Raw genomic sequence first — 418 nt, 5'->3', positions numbered from 1 at the left:
GTCTTCTTCAGCCCGGCAACCGGTGCAAACGCCGTCGAGGGTGAAATCCTGGCGAAGTACGAGTCGCTGGGCGGACCGGTCAGCAGCGACTTGGGTTTCCCCATCGCCAACGAAACTGATGGTGGTTTTGGGCCCTCCAGCCGGATCGTCAGGTTCTCCGCGGCCGACAAGCCGGTGATTTTCTGGCCTCCGGACCACGGCGCGTTCGTCGTGCGCGGAGCCATGGTGGCCGCGTGGGACAAGCTGCGCGGCCCCAACGGCAAGCTCGGCGCCCCGGTCGGCGACCAGACCGTCGACGGCGATGTTGTCTCACAGAAATTCACCGGCGGCATGATTTCGTGGAACCGTGCAAAAAACACATTCACTACGGATCCCGCTAACCTAGCGCCCTTGCTGTCCGGTCTGCAGGTGTCAGGGC

Annotated in this window: 1 protein-coding gene; it reads left to right on the top strand. The window is 63.6% G+C overall.

Annotation, left to right across the window (positions count from 1 at the left end; genetic code table 11):
• The coding region (locus J1M86_RS23180) for an LGFP repeat-containing protein (protein WP_368857274.1) at nt 1-418 on the top strand (418 nt) is incomplete at both ends.

This window comes from Rhodococcus sp. KRD197, assembly GCF_017168235.1.
Taxonomy (GTDB): Bacteria; Actinomycetota; Actinomycetes; order Mycobacteriales; family Mycobacteriaceae; genus Rhodococcoides.
This window is presented reverse-complemented; position numbering and strand designations above follow the sequence as displayed.